The organism is Actinocrinis sp., assembly GCF_035653575.1.
GTDB lineage: Bacteria > Actinomycetota > Actinomycetes > Streptomycetales > Catenulisporaceae > Actinocrinis.
Genome location: NZ_DASRBQ010000168.1, coordinates 32,200 through 48,991, shown reverse-complemented (window position 1 = coordinate 48,991; position 16,792 = coordinate 32,200). Strand labels below are relative to the sequence as shown.

The window sequence follows — 16,792 nt, the reverse complement described above, 5'->3', positions numbered from 1 at the left end:
GCGAGCGCGCGCCGATCCGGACCGCAGCCCGGGTCCGCCGCCGTTGAGGGTCGGCGGCGGACCCGGGCCGGTCTCGCTGATGGCCCAGTCTGCGGCCATGCACACCATGTGCCGGGCGAAGTCACCGGCCCGGCCATCCCCTTCGGCGCGGCGCCCGCCGAATTCCCCACCGCACCTTTCCGTTCTCTCCTTTTCTCTTCTCGCGCTCTTGGAGGCAGCTTCCCGTGAACATCTCAGGCTGGAGAAAACCCGCCTCGGCCGCCCTCGTGGCTGCGGCACTGGCCGGCGGCGCCTTGGCCGCCACCGGGCAGAGCGCGGTCGCGGCGGCCGGGTCCTCCGACTGGACCCAGTACCAGGCCGACAGCGCCGGCGCCGGATTCAACTCGGGCGAATCCGCGCTCACCACCGGCGACGCGGGCTCGCTCGCCGTGAGCTGGACCGCGCACGGTGGCCGGTCCGCCAGCGCGCAGCCGCTGGTCGTCGGCGGCGTCGTGTACTGGGGCTCCTGGGACGGCAACCTGCACGCCACGTCGCTGGCCAACGGCTCCAGCCTGTGGACGCGCGCGCTGGGCGTGACCACGTGCGGCAAGTGCAACCCGAAGGTCGCCGGCATGGCCTCGACCCCGGCGTACGGCACGATCGGCTCCACCCCGGTGCTGTGGGTCTTCGACGGCGGCAACGACGCGACCGGTGGCGGGCACGTCTCAGCGTTCGCCGTCAACGCGTCCACCGGCGCGATCATCTGGCGCACCAACCTCGTCGCGGTCGGCGGGGACACCTTCGCGTGGAGCTCGGTGAAGGTCTTCGGCGGCAGCGTGTTCGTCTCGACCTCGTCGCAGGCTGACCAACCGGTGATCGCAGCACACGTGTACAAGCTCAACGCGACGACCGGGGCGTTACAGGCGAACATCAATGTCGGCGGCGGCGTCTTCGGCACGCCGAGCATCGACACGGCCACCGGCGACATGTACGTGCCCGTAGGCGGTCCGAGCGGCGGTGGCAAGAGCTACGCGTTCTCGCTACTGGAACTGCGTACTTCGAACCTGTCCGTGGTCGCGCACTGGACCGTGCCCAAGGCGCAGCTGCTGTCCGACGGAGACTTCGGCTCGGTGCCCACCTTGTTCGCCGCGACGGTCAACGGAGCCACGCGGCAGATGGTCGGCCTCGGCAACAAGAACGGCATCTTCTACGCCTGGGACCGCGCGAACATCGCCGCCGGGCCGATCTGGCAGCGCCAGGTGGCGGCGAGCGGCGACGATCCGCAGGGCGGTCAGGGCACGCTCTCGCCCGCCGTCTGGGACGGCTCCACGCTGTACGTGGCCGGCGGCACGACCACCATCGGCGGCAAGAGCTGCGCCGGCGGAGTGCGGGCCCTGAACCCGGCGACCGGCGCGTCCAAGTGGGAGTTCTGCGCCACGACCGGGCATGTCCTCGGCGCCTCGGCCGGCGCGCACGGCCTGCTCGCGGTGCCGGCGGGCCCCTCCGTGCTGCTGCTCGACGCGTCGACGGGCAAGCAGCTGTTCGCATACCGCAACCCTTCGGGCGCGCAGTACTGGGGCGCCCCGTCGATCGCGGAAGGGCATCTGCTCGCTCCCGGCATGGACGGCTCGCTCACGGCGCTCGCCCCGGCCGGCGGCAAGCACCACTGACCCGCGCCTGACAACAACACGAAGCGGGTCCTGCTCTCCGCGGAGAGCAGGACCCGCAGACCCTACAAAACCCTTGCGCCCGCGGGGCGTGGGGTCGGGCTACTTCGTGGTGATGAAGGACCCGGGACTGTCCACGACGGGGGACTCGATATAAAGGCTCTTGTACTCGTCGTGGATGCCCTTGTTGTGCACCTGGATCGCGAGCGGTCCGACCCGTCCCGCGGTCGGGTCCTTGAAGTCGAGCACCTCGGTCGCCTTACAGGTCGCCGCGCCCGGGGCGAGCGGGCAGCAGGCCATCCGCGCGATCCCCGTCTTCTGATCCGCGATGAGCTCGCACTGCGCCCAGTTGTTCACCGGGATCTTGGTGTGCGGCAGCTGGGTGAACTCGCCCTTCCCGCCGTTGTTGTGCCCGGGCCGGTAGTCCCAGTGCCCGCCGTTGGGCGGCTGGAACTGGATCGCGCTCAGCGCGTCGCGCAGCGGCGTCGTGGTGCCCCAGATCAGCACCGTGGGCGCGTGGTTGCCGCTGACCTGGCGCACGTCGAAGATCCAGCGGAACGTCCCGGCCTGCTGGACGTTGTAGTAGATCCAGCCGCGGGCCGTGCCGTTGCCGTGGATGGCGCCGTTGACCACGGACCATTCCCCGGCGGCGGCCTGGGTCCAGCCGGTGAGCGTCTTGCCGTCGAACATGGAGACCAGGTGCGGGTCCCCGTACGGGTTCGAAGCCGGCGGCTTGGCCTGCGCGGCGGGGCCGGAGGCCGCGAACGCGGTGGCGACCGGGGCGGCCAGAGCGGCGGCGAAGGCCACGGCCGCGGCGGCCAGTGTGCGAAGTGGTCGGCGCATGGATACTCCTATCTGTCTATCCGGTGTCGGGTGGTACGAGAGATGAGGCGTAGACGCGCCGCCGCACTGCGGCTGCGTCGCAGGTTCCGCAAGCCGAGCTATGGCCCCGCGGAGCGGTTCTCGATCCGTCCGCACCCGGCGCTGCTCGGGTGCGGACGGCGCTGCGTTGGTCCGCCGACTGGCCGCTTTACGGCTGTGGAGTGATCCGCAGCAGCCGCACCGCTCCGGCGCCGAGATGCACGCTGTAGCTGCCGCTCACCGTGCCGATCGAGGCGCCGCTCCATAGGTCCACGGCCGTGCCCTTGCCGCTCAGTCCGGCGGAGGCGAGGCTGACGCTCACGGTCTGGCTCGCGGTACCGCTGTAGTTGAACAGCGCGACGATGACGTCGCCGTTCTTCTCAGTCTTCGCATAGACCTGCTGATTGCTGCTGCTGACGATGCGGCGCGCGTCGATCGCGTCCTGGTCCACGGCGAGCACGCGGGTGTTCTTCAGGAAGCTGAGATCGGTCGCGTCGAGGTGGGTCAGGTCGGTGCCCAGGATCAGCGGCGAGGAAGCCATCGCCCAAAGGCTCAGCTGCGTCTGGCGTTCGGCCGCCGTCAGCCCGTCATTCGCGCCGTTACCGACCTCGATCGAGTCGTAGTCGTTGAACGCGCCGGGGCCGCCGTAGGGCTGCCAGTTCGCGACCTGAGCGAATCGGGACTGCACGCTGCTCCAGCTGGTCAGCGGGTAGCTGCTGCCGCCGCTCTCACAGTGGTAGCACTCGATGTCACCGCCGGTGCGCCAGCCGTTCGAGTACTGCTTCCAGGTGGCCGCGGCGGAGATGGCCAGGTTGTTGGACAGCTCCAGGTGGATCGGCCGACCGGTCTGCCGAAGCGCCGCCGACCACGCCTTGACGTCGGCGACGTCGCTCGTGCCGACGCCGTCGATCTTCACGTAGTCCACGCCCCAGGAGGCGAACTCGTCGGCCCACGAGTTGATGAACGCTTGTGCGCCGGGCTTGGTGTAGTCGATCCCTACCATGCCCTTGCAGTTGTAGTTCTTCTCCGCGGCCGTGGTCGCGATGTCATCGATGCGGTATGTGGTGCCCAGGATGTGGCTGTTCGCCACGACCGCCTGATGCGAAACGCCCGGCGTGACGTAGAGGCCGAACTTGAGACCGTCGGCGTGCACGTGATTGGCGACGACCTGGATGCCGTTCGTCGAGCCGCTGGGCGGGAACTTCGTGGCATCGGTGACCCAGCGGCCGTACGCGTCCACGTTCGGCCCCTGGCTGCCGGGGCACTGGTACCAGAAATCGTCGACGTTGACGTACTGGTAGCCCACCGAGGCCAGGCCGCTGGTCTTCATCGCGTCCGCCTGGGCGTCGATCTTCGCGGCGGTCGGATCGTGCCGGATGAAGCTCCAGCTGCTCCAGCCCAGCGCGGGTGTGGCACCCACGCCGTTGCTCTCCGCTTGGGCGGTGGTCGCGTTCAGGGTGCCGAACGCGAAGGCGGCTGCGGAGGCGGTGAGCGCCAGGGCCGCCAGGGTGGTGGTCTTTCCGGATCGCGTGCGCACGCGATCTCCTTCCGGGTTGGCGCGAGGACATGCCTCGGCCGAGGGTGGGGGGAGCGGAACATTGTGGCTGGGACGAGGGACGCTGACGGCCGGGGCGCTCGCGCTGCGGTGACTTCGCGCACGCCCCGGCTGCCGCGCTCTTCGGCGCGGACGCCGGTCAGCGGGCCGGCTGCCAGTTCAGGATCGACTTGAACCCGGATTCGAGCCCTGCGTTGTTCGTGATGCTCGCCGGGATCTGGCCGGCGCTGGTGATATTGGTGTTGTTCTTGATCAGCACGGCCTTGGCGTTGTAGTCCGCCGGGCCGTTGGTCCAGTAGTTGCCCTCGATGTCCAGGGGATCGTAGGTGCCGTTGTTCAGCGTGTAGTTGGTGTGCTTGCTGCCCCAGACGGTCGCCGCGATGTTGTACTCGCCGTTGCCGGTGATCGTGATGTAGCTCGACCCGTTGTCGGTGTACAGGCCGTGTCCGGCGGTGGCGATCTGGTCGTGCACCAGCGTGCCGGTGATGTGCTCGCCGTTGGCCAGCGAGCTGCCGGTGATGCCGTTGGTGTAGATCGCGCCGCCGTCGGCGAGCACTGACATGTGGTCGTAGATCAGGTTGTCCGAGAACAGGTTGTGGTTGGAGTAGTTCGGTTCGGCCGGCAGCTTGACCTTGTCCGGCCAGCCGCCCCAGCCCACCGAGATCCCGGTGTACGGCAGGTGGTCGAGCTGGTTGTGCGCCACCGTGGTCGTTTCGGCGTAACCGATGTCGATCGCCACGCCGCCGTGGTACTCCACCGAGGTGTTGTAGAAGTGGTTGTCCGCGATGGTGTTGCCGCTGGTGTGCTGCGCCGCGTTGGTCGGCTCGGTGATGTCCACGCCGGCCAGGTCCAGGCCGTTGCCCGAGATGTCGGTGAACACGGACCCTTCGACGGTGTCGTTCTGCGAGCCGTCGCCCAGGTCGAGCCCGGCCGCGCCGAGGTGCACGAAGTAGTCGTGGTCGAAGGTGACGTCGTGGTCGTACGCCAGCGAGACGTTGCCGGGCATCTTGGTCCAGTTGCCGTACGGGCAGGTGCCGCCGGACACGAAGGTGCACAGTCCTTGCGTCGCGTAGCCGTGCGTACCGGTGATGGTGTATGTGGCCTGAATTTCCGAGAAGCCCTCAGGCGAACTGGTCTGGGTGTCCGTCGCGTACGAGAACTGGATTCCGCGGAAGACCAGGTTGTGCACAGGCGCACTGGCCGTTCCGATGGCCGAGACCAGCGTCGGCAACGCGGCCGCTTCGACGTCCTCGCTGTTGATCGTCTCGCCGCTGCGCGGGATGTAGTAGATCCGGTGCGCGGACGGGTCGAGATACCAGTGCCCTGCGGTGAGCAGCTCGTAGGCGTTCTCCACGGAGGTCGGCGACTCGGTGATCGACTTGCGGCCGACCAGCTCGTACGTGCGGCCGGAGCCGTCGGTCCGCATCACCCGCTGCGTCGAGTTGTTCCAGCAGGGCTGCGCCATCGTGATGGCCGTCGAGCTGATCGACGAGACCGGGCAGCGTGGTTCGGTCCACGCGCCCAAGCCGCCGCGGTACACGAATTCGATCGCCGACGGGTTGCGCCACTTCGCCATCGGGTCGCCGGACGCGGTGGTGTACCCGGTCGAGGTCTGCTTCACCGAAACCGGCAGGCTGCCGCTGGCCCGCGGTACACGCGTGCCGTTGATATATAGCTGCCGCGTGTTGAGGGAGGAGGAGACCTGCGCGGACCAGATGTTCTTGGTCGTATCAGTCTGCTGCCAACCGGTGACCTGGACGCCGCCGCTGACGACCGGCGATGCCCCGGCTTCGGCCTGCCAGGTGACGTCGGCGCCCGAGCTGCCGGAGTCGGCCGCGGTGAACGTCAGTGGGCTGCTGAGCCGGTAGTCGCCCCCGGCCAGGTTGACGGTGATCGGGCTGGAACCGGCCGCCAGCGCCGAGCGCACGGCCGACTGCGCGTGAGCGAGCGTGCCGAACGGACTCGACGCGCTGGTGCCCGAGTTGCTGTCGCTGCCGGTGGGGGAGACGTAGAAGCTGACCGGGGTCGCGGCCGCGGCGCCGTGCGCGGCCAGCCCGGTGAGGGCGGCGGAGACGGTGACCGCCGTGGCGGCCAGCCAGGTACTTCTCTTGCTGATCACGGCCGGTCCCCTCACTTCGCGGCGGTCGGATGAATGCGGAGCAGGACCGTGCCGTGCGAGGGCACGCTTTCTGTCCACGACGGGCTGGTCGTATTCGTGGTCTTATGCGCCCACAGGTCCCGCAGCGCGTAGCTCGCGGCGCCGCCGACTCCGACGGCGCTCGCCGTGGTGGAGATGGACGCGGTCGCGCCGGTCTCGTTGAAGAACGCCACCGCGACATCGCCGTTCGCCAGCTTCTTGGCCAGCACCCGCAGCCCGCCGTTGTCGCTGACCTGCACGCCCTGCCTGCCCAGCGAGTCCTGGTCGACCGCGATGACCTCCGCGTTGCCGAGAATGTCAAGGGTCTGCGTCGTCGCGGAGGCGAGCTTGGTGCCGATCAGCAATGGCGCGGCCATCTCCGCCCACATACCGAACTGGGTGCGCTGCTCGGTCGCGGTCAGCCCCGCGTTGCCGACCTCCAGCATGTCCGGGTCGTTCCACGCGCCCGGCCCGGCGTACTGGGCCAGCGGGATGTTCTTGTCGATGATCGAATCCAGCCGGGTCCAGTTCGTGTGGACGTCGCTGGTGGTCCGCCACAGGTTGCCCACCTCGGGCGACCAGTCCTCGGTGTTGATCCCGTTGTCGCCCTTCTGGCAGATGCTGAACACGATCGCCTGCCCGGTCTGCTTCCGAGCGGCGGCAAGGCCGTCGCGCATCGCGGTGTAGCGCTGGATCGTGGCGGCGCGGGTGTCCTGCCCGGAGGCCTGGTTGCAGTTGTCGTCCTTGAGGTAGTCCACGCCCCACTTCGCGAATTGGAGGGCGTCCTGGGCCTCGTGCCGGAACGAGCCGGGGAAGCCGTGCGAGCTGCACGTCTTGAGGCCGGAGTCGTTGTAGAGCCCGAGCTTGAGGCCCAGGGAGTGCACGTAGGCCGCGGTGCCCGAGATGCCGTCAGGGAACTTCTTCGGGTCGGGCACCAGGTTGCCGTGCGCGTCGCGGCTCGGCAGCGCCCAGCAGTCGTCGATGTTGACGTATTGATAGCCGTGCTGCTGCAGCGTGCTGCCGTCGGACAGCTTGTGGGTGTGGAAGAAGTCGGCGGTCTGCTTGATGAACGCCTCGCTGGTGCCGCACCCGACCGCGTTCCAGTCGTTGAAGCCCATCGGCGGGGTCAGCGCCAGGCCGTTGGCCAGCGCCTCGGCGGGGGTCTGCGCGACCGCTGCCGCGGTGACGGCGCCGGCGATCAGCGCGAACGCCGTCAGTACCCTGATCGGGCGCCTCACTTCGTCACCGTCTTGCCGTTGATGGTGACGTTGCTGAAGGAGACGCCGGTGACGTTGCTCATGACGTCCGTGCCGTGCGCGATGTTGGTGAAGGTGCAGTGCGAGGCGGTCACGCCGTGCACCGGGTCGCCGCTCAGGCCGGTGACGTCGAAGGCGTAAGGCGCCTTTTCGCACGTCGAGTTGGTGACCGAGAACCCGCCGAAGTCCGGGTTGTTCGAGCCGTGCTGCCCGTTGTAGGTCATCGTGACGAAGGCGAACGCGCCCTTCTGGTTCCCCGCGGTGACGCTGTCGAGGTTGATGTTGGTCGCGAAGCCGCCGCGCTGCGTATTCGACTTCACATACAACGCGTACCGGGTCGGGTTCGCCACGATCTTGTACGCGTACACGTTGCGGATGCCGCCGGTCAGCTCGCTGCCGCAGCTCACCGCGCCCCACGGGCCGCTCATGTGGCAGCCGACGATGACGATGTTCTGCGACGGGGTGTTGATCCGGCGGCCGTCGGCGTCCCGGCCGGACTTGATCGCGATGTTGTCGTCTCCGGCGCCCAGCGTGCAGTTCTGGATCACCACGTGGTCGCAGCACTCCGGGTCGCAGCCGTCGGTGTTCGAGTTGGTCGCCGAGGTGGTGACCGAGTCGACCGTCACGTTCGTGCACAGCGTCGGGTGCAGCTGCCAGAAGCGCGAATTGTGCAGCGTCACACCCTGGATCAGCACCGTGTCGCAGGAGTAGGGCTCGACAAAGGTCGAGCGCATCTGGTGACCCGAGCCGGGCACGACGCGCTGGTTGGCGGGCACCCCCTTGGCGACCAACGTCTCCAGGTACGCGCGATCAGAGCCCTGGTTCCACGAGGATGTACCGGAGGCGTCGAGAACGCCCGAGCCGGTCAGCGCGATGTTCGAGGCGCCGTGCGCGTAGATCATCGGTGAGCGGTTCATGCACTCGATGCCCTCGTAGCGGGTCAGCACGAGCGGGTACTTGCTCGCATCGCCGCTGAACTTGAGCGTGGCACCGCTGGCCAGGTGCAGGTCCACGTTGGTGAGCAAGCGGATCGCACCGGTCACGTACGTCCCCGCGGGCACCGTGACGTGCCCGCCGCCCGCGGCGTTGCATGCGGCTATGGCCTTGGCGAACGCGGCGGTGTTATCGGTCTTGCCGTCGGCGACCGCGCCGTACGAGGTGACCGGGAAGGTGGCGGACGGGAAGGCGGGCAGCTTCGTGTCCGCCACGATGGTGTTGGCCGCGGGCCAGGGCAGCACCGGGATCGCCGAGGTGCGCACCCGCGTGACGGAGCCTGCCAGCAGCCGCCGGGGAGCCGGCGCCGCCTGCGCCCCGGTCGCTTCGAGCAGGGGGACGGCGGCCGCGGCGCCGAGCGCGGCCGCTCCGGCGGCCAGCAGGCCGCGGCGACTGACGGCCGGCCGGGCGACCTCGTCGCGGCGGTCGGGGGTACTGCTCATGAAGTCCTCCGGGAGGGCTTGGGAAAGAAGAGTGGACCGACCGGTAGCGGCGGCGCCGACCTGCTCCGGGGGTGTGCTGGGGGCGGTGAGGCCGTGTCGAAGGACCTTGCTGTGGTGTTACGGGCGGATTTCGGCACTCGGATCAGAGGTCTACACCTGTGCCCCTAGCGGGTCAATGATTCATCGGATGTTTCAGTCCGTTACAACGGCTGTCTAGTCAGAGATCTTTACGCCGCAGGTCAGGGTGGCAATCGGCATTTGCGGACCGGCCTGATGAATCAACACTCTTTGACGTCATCCGGCCGCGGGGATACACCAACCCGGCATGACAGCAAACCTTTTCACCGGCGCGCCCGCCCACCGAGGGGAATGAACAAAAACCGTGAAACGCACACTCATCGCGCTCTCCGCCGCCGGCGGGCTGCTCGCCGCCTCGGCCACCACGGCGCTCGCCGTCGGACACCCGGCCGCCACCCGGGTCTTCAACGTCAAGTCCTACGGCGCCACCGGCAACGGCTCGACCATCGACACCGCGGCCATCAACAAGGCCATCGCCGCGGCGAGCGCCGCGAGCGGCGGCGGGACCGTCGAGTTCCCGGCGGGCAAGTACAAGTCGGTGTCCATCCACCTGCGCAGCAACGTCGACATCCAGCTGGACGCCGGCGCCACCATAACCGCGGCCTCCAGCGGCTTCGACGCTGCCGAGCCGAACTCGTTCTCGCAGTACCAGGACTTCGGCCACAGCCACTTCCACGACGCCCTGATCTGGGGCGAGAACCTGACCAACGTCGCGTTCACCGGCTCCGGCACGATCGACGGCGCGGGCAACCTGAAGACCGGGAACATCAGCTCGGGACAGGCCGACAAGGCGGTCTCGCTCGCGGTCGTCGACGGGCTGACCTTCTCCGGGATCACCATCAAGAACGGCGGCCACTTCGGCATCCTGCTCAACGGCGGCAACCATGTGACGGTCGACCACCTGACCATCTCCACCGCCTCCGACCGGGACGGCTTCAACGTCATCAACACGGCCAACTTCACGGTCACCAACAGCAACATCGCCTCCAGCGACGACGCGCTGGTGTTCAAGAGCGACTTCGCGCTCGGCCGCACCTACCCGAGCACCAACATCAACGTCAGCAACACCACCGTCTCCTCCACCGGCAACAACGCGCTGCAGTTCGGCTCGGAGACCTGCGGCGACTTCAGCGACGCGCACTTCTCGCACATCACCATCAACGAGGCGGGCAAGGCCGGCATCGGCATCGTCTCGATGGACGGCGCGCACATCTCGAACATCACCTACGACAACATCACCATGACCCGCGCCGCCACGCCCATCTACATCAAGATCGGCTCGCGCGGCCGCTGCCCCGGGCACCCCGGCGCCGGCACCATCAGCGGGGTGAGCATCACCGGCGTCACCGGCACCAACCTGAGTGACAACGGCAGCTTCACCAGCACCATCACCGGACTGCCCGGGCACCCGGTCACCGGCGTGACGCTGACCAACGTGAACCTCACCGTCCCCGGCGGCGACCCCGCCTCCGACGCGAGCATCAACCCGCCGGAGAAGCCGACCACGTACGCCCCCCGGGACTACGGCACCCGGCCCGCCTACGGCTGGTGGCTGCGGCACGTCGGGAACATCACGTTCCAGAACGACCAAGTCGGCTTCGCCAAGAACGACGGCCGCCCGGCATTCCTGACCACTGACGGATCGGCGGTCAAGGTCAATAATGTCGTGGTACAGAGTGGCAGCGGCAGCCCGTACGACGTCGGGTTCTTCTCGTCGTCCGGGTCGAGCGCGACCGGTAAGAGCACGACCGGCGCGGCGCTGCGCGTGAAGACCGGCTGACGGCGCACGGCCGATCCTACGGACGAACAGGGTTTCCTCATGCCCTGCGAACGAGGAGGTAGGCGCGCGATGGCGGTGACTATCCGGGATGTGGCGCGACACGCGGACGTGTCTATAGCCACCGTCTCGCGTGCCCTTAGCGCCCCCGACCTGGTGGCCGAACGCACCAGGGCGCGGGTCATCGAGGTGGCCCGGCAGCTCGGCTACGAGCCGAACCGGGCCGCCCGCAGCCTGATCACCGGGCGCACCGGGTTCATCGGCGCGGTCGTGCCCGACGTGGCCAACCCGTTCTTCCTCGGCGTGCTGAAGGGAGTGCAGGCGGCGGCGCGCGAACGCGGGCACCACGTGCTGCTCGCGGACACCTCGGAGGATCCGGTCGCCGAGGCCGAGCTGCTCAGCTCGATCAGTCGGCAGGTGGACGGGCTGATCCTGCTCTCCTCGCGGCTACCGGTGGCGCGGCTGCGCGAGTTCCCCGGGCCGGCGCGCACGCTGCGTTCGCACGGGCTCCAGCCAAACGGGCCGCAACCCAACGGGCTCCACTCGAGCACGGTGCTGTTCAACCGGGTGCTGCCCGGATTCCCCGCGGTACTGCTGGACAGCGGTGACGGGATCCGGCAGATCGTCGCGCATCTCGCGGCGCTCGGCCACCGCCGCTGCGCGTATGCCGGAGGGCCGCGCGAATCCTTCGCCGACGCCGAGCGGCGCAGGGGACTGGCCAAGGCCTGTCACGGCACCGACATGCGGATCATCGACCTGGGCTCCTTCGCGCCGCAGTTCGCCTCCGGCGCGCGCGTGGCGGATCTCGCCCTGGAATCCGGGGCCACGGCAGTCATCGCGTATAACGACCTGGTGGCGCTCGGCGTGATCGCCAGGCTGCGCGACCGCCGGATCGACGTGCCGCTGGAGATGAGCGTGACCGGCTTCGACGACATCCCGATGGCCTCGATGGGCGCGCCGCGGCTGACCACCGTGTCGCTGCCGCTGGAGCAGGCCGGCCGGTCGGCGGTAGAGCTGCTGCTCGGAAAGGCGTGCGGCGGATCCGCGGAGACGCCCGCGCGCGTCGGCTCGGACACCGCGCCGCGCGGCAGGCTGCTTCCGGTGCGGCTCGTGGTCCGTTCCTCCACCGCCGCAGCCCGCCGATCCGTGGGCTGAAGGCACCAGCGCCCTTGATGCGTTCGCTTTCGCTGACAGCGAACGCATCAAGGGCGCCGTGTCACGCCACGCCGATTAGCCCCCGTGGCATGCTCGAATCATGGCGAAACCACCGAATGACCTTCCCCGCTATCGCGTGCTGACCGGCCCAGACGACGAAGCGTTCTGCCGGCGGGTCAGCGAAGCCCTCGACCTCGGTTACGTCCTGCACGGCAGCCCGGGGGTGGCCGTAAGCGGCGGGCAGGCGATCGTCGCGCAGGCCGTCGTGTGGCCTGAGCCCGCGGCGAGAGAACACGTCGTCGGATTCGTCTCCCCGGGGACGAGCAGCATCGTCGGCCGGGGCTGACCGGCCCGTCGCCGCGCGATCGCGCTCACCCGTCCGTCCGCTTTCGGGAGCCTCGCAGCTTGGCGGCCTTCGGCGGCTGATGATGGTACATCCGTGCCAAGCTGCCGCGCGGTGGCTTGGCAGCGGCGTCCGGTGCGCTATGGTCGATTTTCGACTCGGCGCTCGGCCGGGCGGCCACCCGGCGGCCCGCAAGCCGCGCCAGCGGCGCGGGCCTGGCGCCTCGCTCTGCAACCTCGGGCGGCCAGGACGTGGTGACAATGGCGCAGGAGACCTCGCCGTGAGTGCCGCACCCGTTCCCTCCGAACAGCCTGCCGCTGATGCCGCCGGCCTGCGTCACATGCTCTATCCGTACGCCGGCACCGAGGAATATCTCGACGGGGTGCTGGCCTACGTCGACGAGGCGCGCGCCGCCGACGCCAGCGTCGTGATCTGCGCCCCCGAGGACCGTTGCGACCTGCTGCGCGGCTACCTGCGCGAGGGCGACTCGGTGGCGTTCATGGATCTCACGGCTCTCGGCACCAACCCGGGCCGGCTGATCCCGGCCTGGCGGGAGTGGATCGACCAGCACAGCGACGCCGGTGCGGTACACGGCATCGGAGAGTCCGTGTGGAGCGGTCGCAGCGCCGCGCGACTGTCTGAGTTGCAGTACCACGAGTGGCTGCTCAACGTGGCGTTCGCGGGGACCCCTGCGTGGTCGCTGCTCTGCCCGTATGACACGGTCGGTCAGTCGGAGGCGGCCACTGAGGCACTTGTGCGCTCCCATCCGCTGGTGTGGGACGGAGCCGCGATCACCGTCGCGGAGCATTACACGCCCAGACCGTACGCGTTCGCGCAGTTCGCGGAGCCACGCGGTCCATACGACGAGAAGCAGTACACGATCCACGATCTGACGACGCTGCGTGAAATCGTCACCGATTGGGCTCTTTCACAGCACCTGTCCGCCGACCGGACCCGTGACCTGATGCTGGCGGTCACCGAAGTCGCGTCCAACAGCATCCGGCACGGCGGCGGCAAAGGTACCCTGCGCGTCTGGGTCGAGGACGGCGCGCTGGTGTGCGAGTTCCGGGACGCCGGGGTGATCAAGGACCCGATGGTCGGCCGGGTGCGGCCCGCGTCCAACCAGATCGGCGGCTGCGGACTGTGGTTCGTGCACCAGCTGTGCGACTTGGTCGAGATCCGCTCCGAGCTGACGTGGGGCACCTGCATCCGCTTGCACATGGACCTTCCGGACGGCCACGGCGGGGAGAAGGCGTGAGCGGCAGCTCCGCGGCGCAGGAGTCGAGCTCGATCCCGCAGGAGATGGACGCCTGGATCGTGCAGGATCCGGGGCCGATGGCCGGCCGCCCGCTGCGCAGGGTCCGCCGCGCGGTGCCCGAACCGGCGCCGCATGAGCTGCTGGTGCGCGTCGAGGCCTGCGGCGTGTGCCGCACCGATCTGCACCTGGCCGAGGGCGACCTGCCGCCGCGCCGGCCCCAGTGCACACCAGGGCACGAAGTCGTCGGACGGATCGTCGCGATGGGCGCGCAGGTCGCCGGGTTCGCCCTCGGCGAGCGGGTCGGCATCGCCTGGCTCGCCTGGACCTGCGGCGTGTGCGAGTACTGCGAACGCGGCAACGAGAATCTGTGCCCTCATTCGCGATACACCGGCTGGGACCTCGACGGCGGCTACGCGCCCTACGCGGTCGCGAACGCGCACTACGTGTATCGGCTGCCGAGCGAGCCGCCGGCGGAGGAGCTCGCGCCGCTGCTGTGCGCCGGGATCATCGGATACCGCGCGCTGAAGCGGGCCGAGCTGCCGCCCGGCGGCCGCCTGGGCATCTACGGCTTCGGCGCCTCGGCGCACCTGACCGCGCAGCTCGCCGTCCACGCGGGGGCCACGGTCCATGTGCTGACCCGCTCCGCCGAGGCCCGGCAACTCGCGCTCGACCTCGGCGCGGCCTCGGCGGCAGGGGCCTACGACGCGCCCCCGGAACCACTCGACGCGGCGATCCTGTTCGCCCCGGTCGGCGATCTGGTCCCGGTCGCCCTCGCCGCACTCGACCGCGGCGGCACGCTCTCCATCGCGGGCATCCATCTGAGCGACATCCCGTCGCTCAATTACGAGAAGCACGTATTCCAAGAGCGCACCTTGCGCAGCGTCACAGCCAACACCCGCGAGGACGGCAGGGACCTGTTCGCGGCGGCCGAGACCGCTCGGCCGCGCATCGCCGTGACCCGCTATTCGATGGCTCACGCGGATCAGGCCCTTGCCGATCTGGCCGCCGACCGGGTAACCGGCGTCGCCGTGCTGGTCGATTGACGTGCGCTCCGTGCCGCGTTTCGGCTTGCCGGACAACGCCTTGTCGGGCAGCGCGATGCCCGGCCGGGCGGCAAGCACCCGGCCGGGCTCCCATCCCGCGATAGTGGCTAGTTGCAGTTGTGGATGTCACTGGTCGACGACGCGAGGACGACGTCGAGCAGACCGAGCACCTTGATGTGCACCGCGTTCACGGTCAGCCCCTGATCGGCGCCGGGCACGGCGCTCTGCTCGTTGAGGATGATCGTGACGCCGAGCACGTTGACCGTCGTATTCGCACCCGGATGCAGGTTCACGTTCACCGGGATCCCGCCGACGCTCAGCGAGGTGACCGTGGCGTCCCCGGACGAGCCCGCGCAGGTCGTCGTCGAGGAGGTCTGCACCAGGCCGACCTTGATCACCGGCACTCCGATCACGCCGATCGTCGCGTCCTGCACCGAGGCCGAGGCCGCCGACGTGCCCGGGTTCAGCGAGGTGACCACCTTCGCGCACAGCGTGTCCGCCGCGATCAGACCACTGATCCGGACGACGCATGGCGGGCCGAAGGTGCCTGCCGCCGCCGTCGCGATCGGACCGGTGTCCGGCACCGGCGAGATGCCGACCAGTCCGCTGGAGGACAGGCCGAAGGCACGGCCGGTCAGGTACTGGAACTTCAGTGTCGCAGTGGCCGAGGAGGGCTGGTAATAGGCGTCACCGGCGAACGCCGCCGTGACCGGCACGGTGGTCGTCGCAGCCGGCTGATTCACCGAGGCGATGGTGCAGGAGGCCGAGCCGGTGGCGTCCGTCGTGCCGGAGCAGGACTGCGCCGAGCCGCCGGAGCCGAGCGTGAAGGTCAGCGTGCGTCCGGAGATCGGCGCCGTGCCGTCCTCCTTCAGCACTCCGGAAAGGGTGAGCGGCGCGCCGTTCGCGGCCTTGGCCGGGCCGGTGTACGTGGTCGTCGTTTCCTCGTGCGTCACGGTGAACGTCGCCGTCGCGGTCGAGCCGAGGTCGGTGGCGCTGCCCGCGAAGGAAGCAGTGAGCGGATACGGCCCCGCCGCCTCCTGCGGTGTGATCGGGCACGAGGCGACGCCGCTGCCGTTGGTCACCGCCGAGCAGGTCTCCGCGCCGTTCAGCGTGAACGTCACGGTCTGCCCCGCGACCGGACCGAGCTCGTCGGTCAAGGTCGCGGCGACGCTCGCCGGATCGTTGTAGTCGCCGGTCGCCGCGCCGCCGGTGATGGACAGCGACGACGTCCGCTTCTGCCACACCACGCTGACCGTGTTCGAGGTGATGGTGCCGGCCGGGTTCGTGGTGCTCGCAACGTCCGTGTCGGTACCGGTGGCGGCGCCGGTGTAACTGAACACCGCGTCACCGTTCTGGTCGGTGGTCCCACTACCGGTCTTTCCGGCGTTGGGGCCGTTCTGCACGGCGAAGTCGATCTTCGCTCCCTGCAACGCGGTGCCGCAGCTGTTGGCGAGGTGCGCGGTGACGCTCGCCGACGAACCGACCGCGTCGGTCTGTGTCGCGGGCGCGAGCGACAACACCGAACCCGGGCACGACTGGGTGCCGACCGACGACCACTGCTGCGACTCGTTGGGTCCGCCGGCGCACGCCGCGCGGTCCACCCCGCCGGTGTTGAGCACCTGGCCGGTGTCCTGGAAGGCGCTGGCCACGCCGTCGATCGTCGTGTCGATCTCGGGGATCACCCCGTCCGGGGTGCAGGTCGTCCCGGCGCCGTTCACCCCGACATCCGAGGTGTCGAACGCGCCGCTGGTCCCGCCGCAGGTGGCCGCCGCGACCGTCGTGGTCTGCGTGACGATCAGCTGCTCGCCCGGCTGCAGCACCGTGCCGTGCGGCCAGATGTCCCAGGTGCAGGTGCTCACCTTCACGATCACCGAGTCCACGGTCACCGCGATCGGCGCGTTGTTGACGAGCCGCACCGCACCCGCGTCGAAGGTGCAGTTCGGCGTGCAGCCGGCGAAGTCGACTGACGGCGAACCGTCCCACGGGGTCGGGAAATTGGCCGGGTTCGCACGCAGGTTGTCGGCGTAGCCGACGAAGACCTGCACGTTGGCCGCCGCGAAGGCCGGGGCGGCGGGCAGCGCCACCACCCCGATCAGCGCGAGCGCGGCGGCGAGCAGCGCGGCGAGCCGGCCGCCGAGACGTGACCTACTCCATCGTTGAATCACATGACACCCCCAGTGCGGCGGCGCAAGCCGCCGCTCTCGCGAAATTCGAACCCTGAGTAAGGGCTCTGGTCAGCGTTGACGA

At 69.3% G+C, this 16,792-nt stretch carries 12 protein-coding genes; 6 read left to right on the top strand and 6 right to left on the bottom strand.

The genetic code is table 11. The features are described 5' to 3' along the window. The first annotated feature begins 224 nt into the window (after positions 1-224). Positions 225-1,649, top strand: a complete 1,425-nt coding sequence (locus VFA06_RS22820; protein ID WP_324842729.1) for a PQQ-binding-like beta-propeller repeat protein — start codon at positions 225-227, stop codon at positions 1,647-1,649. 99 nt (positions 1,650-1,748) lie between these two features. Here the strand turns inward: VFA06_RS22820 and VFA06_RS22815 are convergent, their stop codons facing one another. The 5 genes from VFA06_RS22815 to VFA06_RS22795 form a co-directional block, all read right to left on the bottom strand. Further along, positions 1,749-2,489 (bottom strand): family 16 glycoside hydrolase, encoded by a 741-nt coding sequence (locus tag VFA06_RS22815; protein WP_324842728.1) that lies wholly within the window; start codon positions 2,487-2,489, stop codon positions 1,749-1,751. Between the two features lie 187 nt (positions 2,490-2,676). Further along, entirely contained in the window at positions 2,677-4,044 is a 1,368-nt protein-coding gene (locus VFA06_RS22810; RefSeq protein ID WP_324842727.1) for a glycoside hydrolase family 27 protein, read from the bottom strand. Between the two features lie 157 nt (positions 4,045-4,201). After that, positions 4,202-6,181, bottom strand: coding sequence for a right-handed parallel beta-helix repeat-containing protein (locus VFA06_RS22805; RefSeq protein WP_324842726.1), 1,980 nt, complete (start codon positions 6,179-6,181; stop codon positions 4,202-4,204). A gap of 11 nt (positions 6,182-6,192) precedes the next feature. Then, positions 6,193-7,437: a glycoside hydrolase family 27 protein gene (locus VFA06_RS22800; RefSeq protein WP_324842725.1), complete on the bottom strand. Its 1,245-nt coding sequence runs from the start codon at positions 7,435-7,437 to the stop codon at positions 6,193-6,195. Further along, entirely contained in the window at positions 7,434-8,891 is a 1,458-nt protein-coding gene (locus VFA06_RS22795; RefSeq protein WP_324842724.1) for a glycoside hydrolase family 28 protein, read from the bottom strand. Before VFA06_RS22795 ends, VFA06_RS22800 begins: the two co-directional genes overlap by 4 nt. 382 nt (positions 8,892-9,273) lie before the next feature. On the opposite strand from VFA06_RS22795, the gene VFA06_RS22790 reads away from it, so the two are divergent. From VFA06_RS22790 to VFA06_RS22770, 5 genes are all read left to right on the top strand, one after another. After that, entirely contained in the window at positions 9,274-10,749 is a 1,476-nt protein-coding gene (locus VFA06_RS22790) for a glycoside hydrolase family 28 protein (RefSeq protein WP_324842723.1), read from the top strand. 69 nt (positions 10,750-10,818) lie between these two features. Then, positions 10,819-11,901 (top strand): LacI family DNA-binding transcriptional regulator, encoded by a 1,083-nt coding sequence (locus VFA06_RS22785; protein ID WP_324842722.1) that lies wholly within the window; start codon positions 10,819-10,821, stop codon positions 11,899-11,901. 100 nt (positions 11,902-12,001) lie between these two features. After that, positions 12,002-12,247, top strand: coding sequence for a DUF1737 domain-containing protein (locus VFA06_RS22780; protein WP_324842721.1), 246 nt, complete (start codon positions 12,002-12,004; stop codon positions 12,245-12,247). A 277-nt stretch (positions 12,248-12,524) separates the two neighbouring features. After that, entirely contained in the window at positions 12,525-13,502 is a 978-nt protein-coding gene (locus VFA06_RS22775; RefSeq protein ID WP_324842720.1) for a sensor histidine kinase, read from the top strand. A gap of 44 nt (positions 13,503-13,546) precedes the next feature. After that, positions 13,547-14,545 carry a zinc-dependent alcohol dehydrogenase family protein gene (locus tag VFA06_RS22770; protein WP_349260305.1) on the top strand — a complete coding sequence of 333 codons (999 nt, stop codon included), beginning with the start codon at positions 13,547-13,549 and terminating at the stop codon, positions 14,543-14,545. Positions 14,546-14,652: 107 nt separating this feature from the next. Here VFA06_RS22770 and VFA06_RS22765 read toward each other — a convergent pair whose 3' ends face one another. Beyond that, positions 14,653-16,710, bottom strand: coding sequence for an Ig-like domain-containing protein (locus VFA06_RS22765; RefSeq protein WP_324842718.1), 2,058 nt, complete (start codon positions 16,708-16,710; stop codon positions 14,653-14,655). Between the last annotated feature and the right edge of the window lie 82 nt (positions 16,711-16,792).